Source organism: Lacticaseibacillus sp. 866-1, assembly GCF_016861825.1.
Lineage (GTDB): Bacteria > Bacillota > Bacilli > Lactobacillales > Lactobacillaceae > Lacticaseibacillus.
Window position 1 is genome coordinate 17,194 of record NZ_BOLU01000004.1, and the last position, 14,535, is coordinate 31,728.

12 protein-coding genes are annotated in these 14,535 nt (G+C 56.9%); 3 read left to right on the top strand and 9 right to left on the bottom strand.

From position 1 onward, the window contains the following. Positions 1 to 34 precede the first annotated feature (34 nt). Together JUE30_RS02320 and JUE30_RS02325 are read right to left on the bottom strand one after the other, a co-directional pair. Positions 35 to 2,647: an FtsX-like permease family protein gene (locus tag JUE30_RS02320; protein WP_203623445.1), complete on the bottom strand. Its 2,613-nt coding sequence runs from the start codon at positions 2,645 to 2,647 to the stop codon at positions 35 to 37. An 11-nt stretch (positions 2,648 to 2,658) separates the two neighbouring features. Continuing rightward, positions 2,659 to 3,360 carry an ABC transporter ATP-binding protein gene (locus JUE30_RS02325; RefSeq protein ID WP_203623446.1) on the bottom strand — a complete coding sequence of 234 codons (702 nt, stop codon included), beginning with the start codon at positions 3,358 to 3,360 and terminating at the stop codon, positions 2,659 to 2,661. 140 nt (positions 3,361 to 3,500) lie between these two features. Between JUE30_RS02325 and JUE30_RS02330 the strand changes: the two genes are divergently transcribed. Beyond that, complete coding sequence (locus JUE30_RS02330) at positions 3,501 to 4,058, top strand: TetR/AcrR family transcriptional regulator (RefSeq protein ID WP_203623447.1); 558 nt, start codon at positions 3,501 to 3,503, stop codon at positions 4,056 to 4,058. 167 nt (positions 4,059 to 4,225) lie between these two features. On the opposite strand, the gene JUE30_RS02335 is transcribed toward JUE30_RS02330, so the two are convergent. Next, the gene (locus tag JUE30_RS02335) at positions 4,226 to 4,426 is read right to left on the bottom strand and encodes a cold-shock protein (RefSeq protein ID WP_054662248.1); all 201 of its coding nucleotides are present in this window, start codon (positions 4,424 to 4,426) and stop codon (positions 4,226 to 4,228) included. Between the two features lie 218 nt (positions 4,427 to 4,644). Here JUE30_RS02335 and JUE30_RS02340 point away from each other — a divergent pair, with 218 nt between their 5' ends. Next, entirely contained in the window at positions 4,645 to 5,175 is a 531-nt protein-coding gene (locus JUE30_RS02340; RefSeq protein WP_125756595.1) for a hypothetical protein, read from the top strand. 100 nt (positions 5,176 to 5,275) lie between these two features. Here JUE30_RS02340 and gdhA read toward each other — a convergent pair whose 3' ends face one another. Both gdhA and sstT read right to left on the bottom strand, forming a co-directional pair. After that, a complete protein-coding gene (gene gdhA / locus JUE30_RS02345) occupies positions 5,276 to 6,622 on the bottom strand; it encodes an NADP-specific glutamate dehydrogenase (RefSeq protein WP_203623448.1) in 1,347 nt (448 codons plus the stop codon). A gap of 145 nt (positions 6,623 to 6,767) precedes the next feature. Next, complete coding sequence (gene sstT, locus JUE30_RS02350) at positions 6,768 to 8,063, bottom strand: serine/threonine transporter SstT (RefSeq protein WP_203623449.1); 1,296 nt, start codon at positions 8,061 to 8,063, stop codon at positions 6,768 to 6,770. 203 nt (positions 8,064 to 8,266) lie between these two features. Between sstT and JUE30_RS02355 the strand changes: the two genes are divergently transcribed. After that, on the top strand, positions 8,267 to 9,130 hold the full coding sequence (locus tag JUE30_RS02355) for an ROK family protein (RefSeq protein WP_203623450.1): 864 nt from the start codon (positions 8,267 to 8,269) through the stop codon (positions 9,128 to 9,130). A 44-nt stretch (positions 9,131 to 9,174) separates the two neighbouring features. On the opposite strand, the gene JUE30_RS02360 is transcribed toward JUE30_RS02355, so the two are convergent. The 4 genes from JUE30_RS02360 to treR form a co-directional block, all read right to left on the bottom strand. Then, on the bottom strand, positions 9,175 to 9,720 hold the full coding sequence (locus tag JUE30_RS02360; protein WP_304599155.1) for a helix-turn-helix domain-containing protein: 546 nt from the start codon (positions 9,718 to 9,720) through the stop codon (positions 9,175 to 9,177). A 238-nt stretch (positions 9,721 to 9,958) separates the two neighbouring features. Further along, a complete protein-coding gene (locus tag JUE30_RS02365; RefSeq protein WP_203623452.1) occupies positions 9,959 to 11,953 on the bottom strand; it encodes a PTS glucose transporter subunit IIABC in 1,995 nt (664 codons plus the stop codon). Beyond that, complete coding sequence (treC, locus tag JUE30_RS02370; protein ID WP_203623453.1) at positions 11,950 to 13,611, bottom strand: alpha,alpha-phosphotrehalase; 1,662 nt, start codon at positions 13,609 to 13,611, stop codon at positions 11,950 to 11,952. The genes JUE30_RS02365 and treC overlap by 4 nt, the downstream gene beginning before the upstream one ends. Before the next feature lie 35 nt (positions 13,612 to 13,646). Then, the gene (treR, locus tag JUE30_RS02375) at positions 13,647 to 14,357 is read right to left on the bottom strand and encodes a trehalose operon repressor (RefSeq protein ID WP_203623454.1); all 711 of its coding nucleotides are present in this window, start codon (positions 14,355 to 14,357) and stop codon (positions 13,647 to 13,649) included. Between the last annotated feature and the right edge of the window lie 178 nt (positions 14,358 to 14,535).

Here is a 14,535-nt window from a genome sequence, read left to right on the forward strand (position 1 = left end):
AAAAAGGCGAGACCGCAGCCTCGCCGTTTCAGGCTTATTCACTTGACTTAAGGGCGCCGACCATATCGATGCGCTGCAGCCGCTTGTGTGTCACCAGCATCACGATGCCGGTAAAGGCCGCCATCAGCAGCGTCGACCAGACATAGCTCAGCGGGTCGATCACCACGGGGAAGATGACCTGCGTTGTTTCCGCCTGATGCAGGATGTAGGCCAGCAGGCCATACCCGACGCCGTAGCCGAACAGAATGCCGACAATGGTCATGACGATGTTTTCCCGCACGATGTACATCGTGACTTCGCGGTCGTAGAAGCCCAGGACCTTGATGGTCGACAGCTCGCGAATCCGCTCGGACACGTTGATGTTCGTCAGATTATACAGCACGACGAACGACAGCACCCCTGATAGCAGGATGAAAATCAGGACCACGGGATTCAGGGTCGCGCCCATATTGCCGATCGACTTAGTCTCGTCGGCCTTGAAGCTGGTGCCCAGCGCCGCGCCGCGTTTAAGCAGCTGGTGTGCCAGGTCATTGCGCTGCCGGCCGGACATGGCCTTCAGCTTCAGCAGCAGCGCGTTTTTCGCCGGAGCCTGGCCAAAAGTCTTGGCGTAAGCACCTGGGCTCATGTAGGCAAACACGCCGATGTAGTTGGTCGTGATGCCGCTGACCTTGACCTTCTTGGCCGCTTTGCCGGTGCGGGTGAAGGTGATGGTGTCGCCTTTTTTCACGTTCAGCTGGTTGGCAATTTTCTGCGCGATGACAATCCCGTGCGTCGGCAGCTTGTAAGTGTCGCCATGTTGGCTCAGCGAGACGAACTGGCCGAACTTAGCCGGACGCGCCGGCGTGTACAAGTTAATGTCAGCAATCTGCTGGCCGTTGGCTTTCGCCTTGCCGGTGTCGGCCGTCACGACCTGGCGTGCCCGATACTTGCCGGAATCTTTGACGATGCGCAGCGCCTCGGCCTGTTTGCTGGGACTGGCCAGCGCCACGGTGGCCTCGTAGTGAAAGACCTCGTCGTACTGGTGAACGGCGGTGGTCCCGATCGAATCCCGCAAGCCAAACCCGGTCAACAGCAGCCCGGTCCCGCCGGCGATGCCGACAATCGTCATGATCATGCGGCTCTTATAGCGAAACAGGTTCCGGTAAGAGACCTTCTGATTGAACGAGAGGTGGCGCCACAGCGGCTTAATGCGCTCCAGCAGGATCCGCTTGGCGGACTTCGGCGCGGCCGGGCGCATGAGCTCAGCCGGCCGCTCGCGCAGTTCGCGCCGGGTGACCAACCAGGCCGCCCCGACCGTCGCCAGCAGCGAAGCCACCAGGGCGATGGCAAAACTGCCCCACATCAGCGGAATCGTCGGCGTCAGCGGAATCACCATGTCGTAAAGGGACACGACGAACCGCGGCAGGGTCAAGTTGCCGGCGAAGCTGCCGATCACGGCACCCAGCAGGCCGGCCATCAGCGCGTACATCAGGTAGTTGCGGGCGATGGCCCACTTGCCGTAGCCCAGCGCCTTGAATGTGCCGATTTGGCCGCGGGCCTCCTCGACCATCCGGGTGATGGTGGTGAACGTAATCAGCGCGGCAATCAGGAAAAAGAACACCGGGAACACATTGGCAATCGCCGCGATACGGTCGGCGCTGTCGCCAAACGAGGCAAAGCCCGGCAAGTCAGCCCGCGTTTGCCAGGTGTAGCTCGTCTCAATCGCTCCCTTGGCCTTGCGCTTGGCGGCGTCGAGCTTCTGCTGGGCCGCTTCCAGCTGTTGGGTCTGCGCCGTCAGCTCTGGTGTGGTGGTCAGCGCACCCTGCGAGGCCGCCTTGACCTGTTCAGTGGCCGCCGTCAGCTGCTGCTTGGCGGCATCCAGTTTGGCCTGCTCAGCGTTGATGGGCTTCATTGCGGTGTCAAGCAGTTCAGCATTGCGGTCTTCAGCCCGCGGTTTGAAGACCCGCTTCAGCGCCGCAACTTTATCGGCCACATCATCCTTGTAGGCGTTGCTGTAGCTATTTTCACTCTGCAGCTTCGCAAATCGCACGGACAGCAGCGTGGCTACGTCTAGGTTCAGCTCCTTGGGCTGCACATAGGCAAAAAAGCGCACCGTGCCGTCGCCGACATTGGTCGATCCGCGCTCATTGTTGTCGACGTACCGCGGTGAATCTGCGAACCCGACAATTTTAAAGGTGCGACGTTTCAAATCGGCGTCCTTGCTGAAGGTAAAGGTCTGCCCCAAGTGATAGTGGTACTCAGTTTTCGCGTGGGTGTCGAGCAGCACTTCGTCAGCGGCTCTGGGCAGGCGGCCGGCGGTCAGGGTCAGCTGATCCTGTTTGGCCGCTTTTTGATAGCCGTACAGCGCAATGGCCAGATCGTCCTTGCCCCCGGTGACGTACTTGAAGCGGGTCAGCTCGGCCTTGGCGCCGCTCACCTGCTCGGCCGTTTTCACGTCCTGCTTGGTGAACCCGGTGGTCGACAGGAGCTGCACATCGGCCAGCCGCTGGTCCTTGACGGTGCGATCCATGGAATCTTCCAGCCCCGGGCCAGCCGCACGCACGCCGACAAAGGTCAGCGTCCCGAGCAAAATAATCAGGACGATAGCGATGAAACGGCCCTTATTGGCGCCAATCTCACGCCACATGTTCTTCCGCATTGGCTTCATCACGCCGCCCCCTACCACTCGATGTCCGTGATAGGCAGCGGCTTGGCGTTATCGGTGACCGAGCGCACCTTGGCGTCGTTCAGCCGGATCACGCGGTCAGCCATTTGGGCCAGCGCCGAATTGTGCGTGATGATCAAAACGGTGGTGCCGTCCTTGCGCGAGGCGTCCTGCAAAAGCTGCAGGACCTGCTTGCCGGTTTCGTAATCCAGCGCCCCGGTCGGCTCATCGCACAGCAAGAGCTTAGGGTTCTTCGCCAGCGCGCGGGCGATGGCGACGCGCTGCTGTTCCCCGCCGGACAATTGGGAGGGAAAATTGTCGATTCGATCCGCCAGCCCCACGGCCTTCAAGGTCGCCTCGGCATCGCGCGCATCGTCAACAATGGAATTGGCCAGCTCCACGTTTTCTTTGGTGGTGAGGTTCGGGATCAGGTTGTAAAACTGGAAAACGAACCCGACGTTGTGCCGCCGAAATTCAGTCAGCTGCTTATCGTTGAAGCGGGCAATGTCCACGCCGTCGATGATGACCTGGCCGGACGTGGGCACGTCCATGCCGCCCAAAATGTTCAGCACGGTGGACTTGCCGGCGCCAGACGGGCCCAGGATCACCGTGAGCTGGCCCTTTTCGCAGTTGAATGAGACATCGTTGTTGGCGATGATCTCCGTTTCTCCCATTTGGTATTTTTTAAATTCGTTGCGGACTTCGATGTATGCCAAAATTGCCCTCCATTAACCCAACAGTGTGTTGATATAATGCTATTATGCTAGTATGCTCAAATCAGTTCAACCGACAACTCCGGTGATTGATGTCATTAAATCAACAGATACTCCCAAATTGTTTGAAAGAAGGCAACCCCATGGTCGGCACCAAGAACAACCGGCGCGCGCAAGCCACCGAGCGCCAGCTAAAAAATGCCATGCTGACGCTGCTGGCACAGATGCCGCTGGAAAAAATCAGTGTCACCGCGCTGTGCCGCGAGGCGGACATCAACCGCGGTACCTTTTATACCCATTACCAGGACCCGCAGGCCTTGTTCACCGCGATTGAGCTGGATCTGGTCGAACAGGTCAGCGCGTTGGTCGACCAGCCGCGCACCGACATGGCCGCCTGGCTGACCCCGATTCTTACCCTGGTCCGCGAAAACGCCGCGGCGACCGAGATCATCATCCGCAACCTCACGGCCAGCCCGCTGCTGCTCGCGGTGCTTAACCCGCTGCGCGAAGAATCTCTGGCCCGCTACCGCAGCTGGTACCACGAAACTGACCCTGCGATGTTGGACTATTACTTCACGTTCTACCTCAACGGAGCCGTGCAGGTAATCACCAGCTGGCTGAAAAGTGGCGCACAGGAAGCGCCGGCCGCCATTGCCAAGGTGATCGTGCGGGCGGCACTGACGGCGGAACCATGGGCGTAATCCGACTGGCAGATCCTAAACGACAAAATCCTAACGCTGCTCTCTAGCAACTCTGCTTTGCAGAGTTGCGTCGAGTGGCAGACTGTAAACGGCAAAGCCGTTAACAGTCTGCTCAAAAAAAACACCCACCCGACAAAAGTCGGATGGGTGTTTCCCAACGCTGTAGATTACAGCTTTGTAACGTTAGCAGCTTGTGGGCCGCGGTCGCTTTGTTCTACTTCGAAGCTAACAGCTTGGCCTTCGTCAAGCGTCTTGTAGCCGTCGCCTTGGATGGCGGAGAAGTGAACAAATACGTCCTTGCCGTCTTCACCAGTGATGAAGCCGTAACCCTTATCAGCGTTGAACCATTTAACAGTACCCTGTTGCATAATGTGTGAATCTCCTTCATTAATACTAAAGTGACAAAACAACTTGGTAATCGCTGAAAGAAATCCATTATGCTAGCACAACTGTTTCAGTTCATCAATTACTTGAACCTAGTATAACACGGACCACCAAGAAAAACTAATCAAATGTCCACGCAAACGAAAAGATTCGCGTTACAATCAAAAGCAGCGCTATTACATAGCAGAAAGCAGGTCTTTTTTTGAACGACATTAAACCTCTTACGATCAAGCCCAATCTCTTTCACCTGTTCTTCCAGCTGCTGGTCGGTTTCGCGCTGGTGTTCGCGGCCGGCGTCATTGTGACCCGCCAAGGCGCCGTCATCGGCGGCGGGGTCGGCCGCACGATCATGATCGCCGGCTGGGCGATTCTGGCCGTCGCCATTGCCTACTTCATCGTCCAGCTGCTTTCCGGCCTCAGTCACCCGAGCCTGATTTTTGACCACGCGGGCATCACCGACAACACGGCGGTGTTCGCCTGGCGCGGCAATTTCCTGCCCTGGGAAAAAGTGTCCGGCATGGCGGTGATTCACTCGACGTTGATCCTCAAAGTGAAAAATCCCCCGCGCCAGCGCCGCAACGCCTTGATGAAGCAGCTCAGCCGCGAGTTTGACGCCAATTACACAATTGACATCAACCTGATTGCCGAAGCGGACCTGGAAGCCATCAAGACCATCGCCAACCAACTCGATCAAAAAACTGGTGTCTGGCAGCACCTCGGTGAAAATGACTAAATGAACGCCTGACCGTCTGCAACTTCGCAGACGGTTTTCTTTTTCCGCCAGCAAAAAGGCGCTTGCTTCGCGGCAAGCGCCTAAAACTCATTCCATCAGCTTACCAGCCCTGGGCCATCATCGCGTCGGCGACCTTGGTGAAGCCGGCAATGTTCGCGCCGGCATCGTAATCCTCACCCAAGTCGTATTCCTTGGCCGCGGCCACGGACTTTTGGAAAATGTTGACCATAATGTCTTTCAGCTCGCCGTCGACGGTCGCAAAGCTGTCGGCCTGGCGCCGCGAATTCTGACTCATTTCCAGGTCGGACACCGCAACGCCGCCGGCATTGGCAGCCTTGGCCGGACCGAACAGCAAACCGGCCTTCTGGTACTCGGCGATGGCTTCAGGGGTGCTCGGCATGTTGGCGCCTTCGGCCACGGCGATTGCACCGGCCTTAGCAATGCGCGCCGCCTGCTCGCCGTTAATTTCATTTTGGGTCGCACACGGCAGCGCGATGTCGTACGTCAGGCCTTCCGCATCCCACAGCGACCCGGTATGGTACGTCGCGCCGGACACGGCGTTGGCATAGTCGCTCATGCGGCCGCGCTTGACCTCCTTGACCTTTTTCAGCGTCGGCAAATCGATGCCGGCTTCTTGGATCACATAGCCGGTGGAGTCGGACGCGGAAATTACCGTTGCGCCCAGCTCTTGGGCCTTTTGAATCGCATAAATGGCGACATTGCCAGCGCCAGAAACCACGACGCGCTTGCCCGCCAGCGTCTGGTCATTGTGCTTCAGCATCTCGTCGAGGTAATACAGCAGGCCAAACCCGGTTGCTTCAGTGCGGGCCAAGGACCCGCCGTAGCTGAGGCCCTTGCCGGTCAGCACGCCGCGGTCGGACTCGCGCAGCCGCTTGTACATGCCGTACAGGTAACCGATCTCGCGACCGCCAACGCCAATGTCACCGGCCGGCACATCGAGGTCAGGACCGATGTATTTTTGCAGCTCGATCATAAAGCTCTGGCAAAAGCGCATAATCTCGGCGTCGGACTTGCCCTTGGGGTCAAAATCCGAGCCGCCCTTGGCACCACCTATTGGCAGGCCAGTCAGCGAATTTTTGAAGATCTGCTCAAAGCCCAAAAACTTGACGATGGACAGGTTGACCGACGGGTGCAAGCGCAAACCGCCCTTGTACGGGCCGATGGCAGAGTTGAACTGCACGCGAAACCCGCGATTGACCTGCATGTGGCCCTGATCATCCTGCCAGGCGACTTGGAACTGAACCGCGCGCTCGGGCTCGGTCAGGCGTTCCAGAATGCTTGCCGCGATGTACTCGGGGTGCTTGTCGAACACCGGGGTCACCGCATCAAGAAAATTGAACACTGCCTCTTGAAACTCGGGCTGATTTGGGTCGCGCCGCTGAATCGTCTGCTTCACTGCCTCAATATATGCCGTTGCTTGACTCATCGTATCACCTATCTTTCGTTAGATTGCTCAAAGTTTACCATAATCAGGCTGGTAATGACGGCGCTTACCGAAAAAAATCAGGGCCGTTTCCTATTTGAGCCAAAAAAAGTCGCTGCACTCTGGGTGCAGCGGCCGGTTTGTGCAATTAGTTTTCTTGAGGGGCGGCGTCGCGCAGCGCGTCATCCGGTTCAGGCTGGTGTTCAGCTGCGCGCACGGCCGCCTTCATGTCGACCGGGTGGCCATTTTTACGGGCGTCGGCGTATTCGGCCGTTGCGGTGAACAGCAGGTCTGAAGCGGAGTTGACCGCTGTTTCCACGGAGTCCTGGATGACCCCAATGATGAAGCCGATGCCGACCACCTGCATCGCAATATCATTGTTGATGCCAAACAGCGAAGCCGCCATGGGAATGATCAACAGCGACCCGCCGGCAATGCCGGAGGCGCCGGTGGCGGCCAGCGCGGTCAGCAGGCACAGCAGAAACGCGAGTGGGAAGGACACGTGAATGCCCAACGTGGTGCAGGCGGCCAGGGTCATCACCGAAACCGTGATGGCTGCGCCGCCGCTGTTGGCGGAGCCGCCGAGCGGAATCGAGACCGAGTAAGACGACTTGTTTAGCCCGAGATCCTCGCAGGCCTGCAGGTTGATTGGAATGTTGACGGCCGAGCTTCGGGTGAAGAACGCGGGAATGCCCGAGCGCTTCAAGGTCCACAGCGTCAGCGGGTAAGGATTCTGATGCGTCAGGCCAAACACCATCAAGGGATACACGACCAGGTAGACAAACGTCATCGTTCCGACCAAAAGCAGCACCAGCTGGCCATAACGCGCGACGCCGGCAAACCCGGTTTCGCTGATAGTGTTGTAAATCAGGCCGGCGATCCCGAACGGCGCGAACTGGATGACCGTTTGCGCCACGCCGGTGATGGCGCCGGAAATCTCCTTGATCACCGAGCGCGTCTGCTTGGAGGTCAGCCGCAGCGCAAAGCCGATCATTAGCGCCCAAAACAAAATCGACAGGTAGTTGGCGTTGACGATCGCGGCCAAGGGGTTCCCCACCGCGTTTGTCAGCAGATCAGACAGGACTTTGCCCAAACTTTTGGGGGCAGCGGCCGCCGCGACGTGCGCTGCTTTAGGCAAAACCAGGTGAACTGGGAACAGGTAGGAGGCGCCGACTGCGGCAAATGCCGAGAGCAAGGTCGCGCTCAGGTACAAAATGATCACAGTGCCGAAGTGATTCGTGGCGCCGGACTTGTACCCCGAGACTGCCGACATGATCAGGAAGAAAACCATGACCGGCGCGATACCCTTCAACGCGCCGACAAAGAGTTGGCCTAAAATGCCGATTGCTGTCCATGAAGGAACCAGCCAGGCCAGTAGCGACCCCACGGCCAGCCCAATAATGATGCGAACAATCAACGACACAGATTTGTACTTGGCATACATACGCCTCGCCCCTATCAGAAGTAATAAACCGTATTGTACTCGTATCATAAACGACTGTCCAGCAATTAAACACATAAAGCGATTAATTCAAGGATTTATGCCAGGCTTCAGACGCCGTGAGCGCTGATTTTACAGCATAGGTAGCGGTTTCTCACCAGGAGCGCTATTCTAAAGGGGAAACATTTTTGAAAGGCGGGACAAGTATGATTTTAGGTTCGATCGAAGCAGGCGGCACCAAGTTCGTCTGCGCGACAGGCACGGCAGACGGCAAGGTGGAAAAGCAGGTCCGCATCCCCACGGGTACGCCCGAAGAAACTATTCCGGCAGTGATCAAGTTTTTCCAGGACAACCCGGTGGACGCCATTGGGATTGGGACATTCGGCCCAGCCGACATCGACCCGGGCAGCCCCACATACGGCTATATCACGTCGACCCCTAAGCCCGGCTGGCGCGACTACAATTTTCTCGGTGCGATGAAAGCCGCGATCGACGTGCCATACGCCTTCACCACCGACGTCAACGAGGCCGGCTACGCGGAGTGGCGCGCCGGCGCGGGTAAAGGTCACAAGAATATGTTGTACTGGACCGTCGGCACCGGCATCGGCGCCGGCTACATCCACGATGGCAAGCTGCTGCAGGGCTTCTCGAACCCAGAAATGGGCCACATCATGATGCCGCAGCTGCCTGGTGACACCTACAAGGGCCGCTGCCCATACCACGCGAACCACTGTTTGGAAGGCCTGGCGGCCGGTCCCGCCGTTGAGGAACGCGCCGGCAAAAAAGGCACAGAGCTGGCGCCAGACGACCCGGCCTGGGACCTGGAAGCCGACTACCTGGCAATTGCCTGCGTCAACGCGGCCATGATCCTGTCGCCTGACATCATCGTCTTTGGCGGCGGCATCATGCACCAAAAGCAGCTCCTGCCAAAGATTCGCGCCAAGTTTGCCGAGCACAACAACGGCTATGTCGCGACCCCTGACTTGGACGATTACATCGTTCGCATCGGCCTGAACGACGAAGCCGGCGTAATGGGTGGGTTCTTCCTGGCCGCCGACGCATTGAAATAAGTCAAAACGAGCGGCTCACTGAAATTTTCAGTGAGCCGCTCGTTTTATTTTACCTGACGGTCTTTCTCATCACGCCACAAAGCCCAAATCACAAACGGCGTGAACAGCCCAGACACGACCAACTCCATCCATAGATCACCATTAAGTCCATGCGCGAAGTACTGCCAACCCAGCAGCGCTGAGAGCACGATGATTATCAGTAAGCTCCGTTTGACCCACCCCGTTTGCTGGTGATGGCTCATGTCAAAATATCGTTTTTTGACTGCCGGCAATACCGTGATATTGGCTAACAGCATCACGGCAATCAGCAGACCGCCAAGAGGTGTCGTTTTGACTCCGTTCCAGCCAACCAAATTGGCCGCCAAAAAGAAGGTCAAAATCACATCGATCAGCAGCGATGCGCGATACACCTTCCGCGCGTTTTTAACAATTCGTTCTTGGTTCTTCAGATCCTCAACCATATCGGATCCCTCCTTCAATAAAGTATCGAGGGAGACGTGATACAGTCGGCTCAAGTTCAGCAGGCTTTGAATATCCGGAAACGAGCGACCCGTCTCCCAACTGGACACGGTTTGCCGCGCCATGTGCAGATCATCTGCGACCTATTGCTGGGTGAAGTGAAGCTGCTTTCTCGCCTGACTGAGTTGTGCACCGATTGTGATCATATTTGCCTCCGCGACTAAAATTAAAGGAACTTGTCCAAGCATACTAGCAACCAGCTGTGGCGACTAGTATTTCTCGGGAAATGATCGCGCCAAGTTTCTCAGCATCACGCAAAAAGCCGCCTGCGACGTGCGGTCGCAAGCGACTTGATCAAATCAAAAGTAGTTAGGCATTGTCGCCCAGGTGACGCTTCTTTGGGGCGACCTTTGCTTTATCGGCATCGGCGTCCTTGTAACCAAAGAAGTAAGTCAGCAGGAATGCGGCAACCAGTGTGACCGCCGAGGCAATCGCCCAGTTCCAGATGTTCATCGGGTGCGTCCGGCTAACGAAGGACGGGAACCCGATCAGCGAACCGGTGAAACCGTACATGTCAACACCCAAGATTCCGTTGACCAGACCACCGATGGCAGCCCCGATACTGGAAGTGATGAACACGCGGCCGTACTTCAAGTTGACACCATACATCGCCGGTTCCGTGATCCCGAAGAACGCGGAAATCGCGGCGGAAAGTGACAGACTCTTCAGGTTCGGGTTGTGGTGTGTCTTGACCCAAACGGCTAAGGCCCCAGCACCTTGCGCGATCATGGTGACGGACACAATCCCATTCAGGACACTGTGCGGGTCAGCGGAGGACAACTGCGCGGTGATAACAGGAATGACGGCCCAGTGCAACCCGAAGATGACGAGGACTTGGTACAGTCCGCCGATAATCATCCCCGACAGCGGCAGGCTCAAGTGCAGCAACCACTGAATGCCTGCATTTAGTCCAGCCGACAGCACGGTGATCAGTGGCCCGACAACGATCAGGACCGTCAGTCCAACCAAGAAGATCTCGACCAACGGGCTGAAGATCATCCGCAAAACGACCGGCATCCATTTCTTGATCCATGGTTCAACTTTCGATGCCATCCATGCGGCAAAAATCATTGGGAAAATTGAATAGGTGTAATTTGGAATGTGGATCGGAATGCCAAAGATATTGGAATTGATTGTCATCCCCAACACGGTCCCAAAGCTGGCCTTGCCGGTCGCGATCGACACAAGGGACGGATACATCAGAAACGCCCCAATGACCCCTACAATGACGGGATCGGCGCCGAGTTTCTGCGCAGCGGTGAAGCCGACGAGCACTGGCAGGAAGTAGAACGTCGCGTCGCCCATCGCCGAAATAATCGTGTAAGTGGAAGACTTGTCAGACATGCCGAGCATGACCAGGATCATCAAAAGACCCTTCAACATACCACTGGCAGCTAACAGCCCGATCACTGGCATCATGGAACCGGTGATGGTCCCAATCAGCGCACTTGCACCGTGCTTGATGTGGCCCCACGGGGTTATGTATTTCTTCGCGTCAGCCTCTTTTTGCGTTTCCGCCATCACTTGCGCGGTCGCTTCTGGGTTCGCCTTGTTGCTGCCCATTTGCTTAATGGCTTCATCATAAACGTCACCGACGGTTTGGCCGATCACGACTTGGTACTGACCACCGGCACGGGCGACCGAAAGTACCCCAGGAATGTTGGACACTTTGTCGTCATCCGGAATTTGATCGTCCTTCAGGTAAAAGCGCAACCGCGTGATGCAGTGGATCAGGCTGTTGACGTTTTCCTTGCCGCCGACATCCGCGATGACCTGGCGGGCGATGCGGGCGTACTCGTTGTCATCCTTAGCCCCAACTTCGACCTGTGCCTGCTTGACGTCCTTGAGCTCGAGCTCAGCCGCCTCGGCGCCGCCTCTGACTTCGCCTGGCGTCAAGGTCAGGTTCTTCAACACGTCGTTGGTGTTGGTGATTGCGACGATGATCGTGGTCTTCTTGCCGGCCGCGCGGATCGCGTCAAGATCCATCGACCCGATCGCATCGCCGGCCTTAACGACCATGTCAGCGCTGGTGTCGATTTCAAATGGGGCGCCTTTCAGCTCCACCGTGTCGATGCCGAGATGTACCAGCACCTCAACACCGTCATCGGTCCGAAAGCCGATGGCGTGTTTGGTGTCAGCCACCATAACGACCCGGCCACTGACTGGGGCGAAAATCTGACCATCAGTTGGTTCGATTCCAAAGCCATCACCCATAGTTTTGGCCGAAAAGACGGGATCTTGCACCTCGTTGATCGGCATGAGCGTCCCGGAAGTCGGGGCGTATAGTTTCACTACTCCGCTCATTGCTGTTCCTCCTTTGATTCTCTGTATAAGCCAACTGTCGTGTAGGCCGGCATCGTCATGGTGGACCCAAGCTGCAGGTCCGGCACATTGGTGATCAGCACCTGTGCATTTTGGTAAGCCGCCGGCAGCGGCACAATAATGTCATGATCCGCAAAATTATTCAGTGCCAGCAGCCGGGCATCCCCCAGCCGCCGCTCGTACCCGTACAGCCAATCGATATCGTCGCGGTACGGCCGGTAGTCGCCGTCTGCGATCACCGGATAATGCTTGCGCAGTGCGATCAGCTTTTGATAAAACGGAAAGATCTCGCCGTGGGCCAACTCGTTTTGCACGTTGATGGTTGCCTGATTGGTTGGCCGCAGCCACGGCGTGCCGGTCGTGAACCCGGCGTTTGGGCTCTCATCCCACTGCATCGGAGTGCGTGAATTGTCGCGGGCCTTGCTGTGGACGATGGCGAATGCCTCGTCCTTGGACTTACCCTGGGCGATCAAGGTACGATAGGCGTTTTGGGCTTCCACATCAATGTAATCAGCCATCGAGTGATAATCGGGATCCGTCATGCCGATCTCCTCGCCCATGTAAATGTATGGAGTGCCGCGAGAGAGGTGAATGCTGGCGGCCAGCAGCTGAGCAGAGCGGACCCGGTAATGCGCAGCGTCGCCGAAGCGGTTCAGTGCTCGCGGTTGGTCGTGGTTGTTCCAGAATAGCGCTTGCCAACCGCCGCCTTTGTCCAGGCCGGTGCCCCATTCATTGAACAAAGCCCGCAGCTTGGGAAAATCGTATCGCGCGTTCGTCCATTTCTGACCGTTCACGTAGTCCGTCTTCAGGTGGTGGAACTGGAACACCATGCTAAGCTCGTGGTTGGCAGGTTTGGTGTACGCCGTGGCACGTTCAAGGGTCGTGGAACTCATCTCACCGACCGTGATACTGGCTGGGTCCTGACCAAACGAGTTGGCCGCCAGCTCCTTGATGTCCTCTTCAACCACGGGGGTATCGGTGTACAAATATTTGCTCTGGGTCCCTGGCGCAGCATCGACTAGCTTGTCGGCCTTGCCAATGACGTTCAGAACGTCGAACCGGAAGCCGGTCACCCCCTTGTCCCGCCAGAAGTTAACGATATCCACGGCCTCTTGCCGCACCGCCGGGTTGTGCCAATCCAGGTCCGCCTGGGTGGGATCGTATAAGTGCAGATAATACTTGCCAGTATCCGCGAACGGTGCCCAGGCGGGGCCGCCGAACTTCGATTCCCAGTTCGTCGGCAGGCTGCCGTCCGGTTTCGCCGAACGAATATAGTAATACGCCTGGTACTTGGGATCACCGGCCAGCGCCTTTTGGAACCACGCGTGCTGGGTGCTGGTGTGGTTCAGCACCATGTCGAGCATCACCTCGATATGGGCGTTTTTGAGCGCCGCCATCAGGTCCTCGAAGTCCTGCATCGTGCCGAACCGAGGATCGATGCGGCGGTAATCCGCCACGTCGTAACCGTTGTCATTTTGCGGCGAAACAAAGAACGGGTTGAACCAGATCATGTCGACGTGCAGGGACTTCAAGTAGTTAAGCTTGGCAATAATGCCGCGCAGATCACCGATGCCGTCGCCGTCGCTGTCATAAAAAGACTTGGGATAAAGCTGATAAATCACCTTTTGTCCGAGGGTCATGTTGCGCCTCCTTAAAACTGAAAAATACCGTGAAACTAAATCCGCCGGGCAAACTCCTGGAACCGGAAACGGTCCGGCCGGTGCCGCGACTCGGTGTACTGAAAGGTCGTCGTGTCCGTTAGCGAGGTGGCACTGCGCACCACCACGACCACCGCGTTTTCGCCCAGGTGCAGTAGTGCCTGGTCTTGCGCAGTTGCAGGCTCAACGGTGATCTCCTTTTTTGCATAGGCAATCACCAGGTGCAGCTCCCCTTCAAAGTATTGATACAATGAATCCTCCGCGACCGCTTTGCTGATGCTCGGCACCACCGCGGAATCGATGTAGTCGGTATCGATGATCACCGGCTCGTCGTTTACGATCCGCAGGCGGGTAAGCTTATGGGTCATGATCGGCTTGCAGTGGGCATCGACGTCCTCGAACACGTCTGCCGGCAACTTGGCATCCACCTGCTCGATCAGGCGGGTCTTAGAGTTGATGTGTTGGCGCGTGATCAGCTCTTTATAACTGACCACGCCACCAACTGGGAAAACGTACTGCTGCCGGTTAATAACGGTCGAGCCCTTGCCTTTTTGCGATTGAATGTAGCCTTCGCTTTTCAGGCGGGCCAATGCCTTGCGAATCGTGTCCCGCGAGGCCCCGTAAAGCGTCATCAGCTGGCTTTCACTCGGCAGCAGAGCATCGGTCGCGTATACGCCTTGATTAATTTTCTCCATTAAATCCGAGTGGACTAAATCGATTTTGGTCATTTCACGCCTCCTGTAACCGTTTTCCATGGTTCTATCGTATACCTGTACGTACAAGCTGTCAAAGCTTTAAGCCTTATTATATCGGCACTTGTACCGTCCTGTACGTACAGATTCTTTCAAAAAAATGGGCCACTGCACCCAGCCGACGCCAGCGCCTTGACCTAGCGGTACGAAGGAA